Origin of the sequence: Clostridium sp. HV4-5-A1G, assembly GCF_900184915.1 — a bacterium.
Lineage (GTDB): Bacteria > Bacillota > Clostridia > Clostridiales > Clostridiaceae > Clostridium_B > Clostridium_B aromativorans.
This window is the reverse complement of sequence record NZ_FXYI02000354.1, coordinates 1-1081: the sequence shown is the minus strand read 5'-3', so window position 1 is coordinate 1081 and position 1081 is coordinate 1. Positions and strand designations below refer to the sequence as shown.

Below are 1081 nucleotides of genomic sequence, written 5' to 3'. Positions count from 1 at the left end.
ATGAAATGATTCCATCGGTGCATTGTCATAAGGGTATCCTTTTTTACTGTAAGAATGTTTTATACCCCTGCTTTTAAGGTATTCTTCAACTACACTGCTTGTATATTGTGAGCCTAAATCGCTATGAAGTATTAGTGACTTAAAATCAGGTTTTTGAATTTCTATGGAATTCTTTATAGCCTTTAATGCTGTATCAGCATTCATGTCCCTTAAAATATACCATCCAACTATTTTTGCACTGTAACAGTCAAAAACAGATGCCAGGTAGCACCACCTGTCTTTTAAAGTATATATGTATGTTATGTCTGTAAGCCATTTTTTATTGATTGTATCTGCTGCAAAATCTTCCTTAATAAGATTTTCTTTACCAGCCGCATTGACCTTATTACTACAATATGGTCTCCACTTTTTTACTATAACTGATTTTATATTCAATTTTTTCATCCGTCTCTGGACCCGTTTCAAACTTGGTTTAAATCCCTTTTTCATAAGCTGTCTTAATATTTTAACCGCACCATACCTGCATTTTGAATCTTTATATTCTTTATATATCATTTTATCTAAAATTTTATCTTCACGTTCCCACTTGGATGGTTTCCTGTTTAAATGTCTGTAATAGGCGGCTCTGCTTATGCCCAACACCCTGCACATGGTTTTTATTCCAAAACATTTTTTGATCTTTTTACAGTAACAATGCTTGTTTTCATCAATGAACTTATAGATATCTTTTATTTTTCCTTTGCGAATATGGATAATGCTTTTTTTAATATTTCATTTTCTTACTGAAGTATGGCGTTTTTTTTGAGAACTTCTTTGATATTTTCTTTTTTGCCTTCTGTACCATCTTTTTTGTTTTTATCTTTAAGTACCCACTGCCTCATTGTCGTTTTAGGTATTCCATATTCGCTGTTAAGTTCACTATACGTCTTTCCTCTGTTAAATAATTCAACAATAGTATTTTTATATCCATCCGTATATCTTTTAGATGTTTTTCCCACTTGTAGACACTTCCCCTTCTTAATTTTATTATAGATCTTTAGTAAATCTATTTCTTTGTGTCTACACTTTTATACTAACATCA

General features: G+C 31.3%; 2 protein-coding genes. Both read right to left on the bottom strand.

The annotated features are described in order from the left end of the window. Positions 1 to 711 (bottom strand): IS3 family transposase (locus J5G60_RS18455; protein ID WP_268905694.1); only part of this gene is annotated, 711 nt, incomplete at its 3' end. Positions 712 to 779: 68 nt separating this feature from the next. Further along, positions 780 to 998 (bottom strand): transposase, encoded by a 219-nt coding sequence (locus tag J5G60_RS18450; RefSeq protein ID WP_190972238.1) that lies wholly within the window; start codon positions 996 to 998, stop codon positions 780 to 782. Positions 999 to 1081 lie beyond the last annotated feature (83 nt).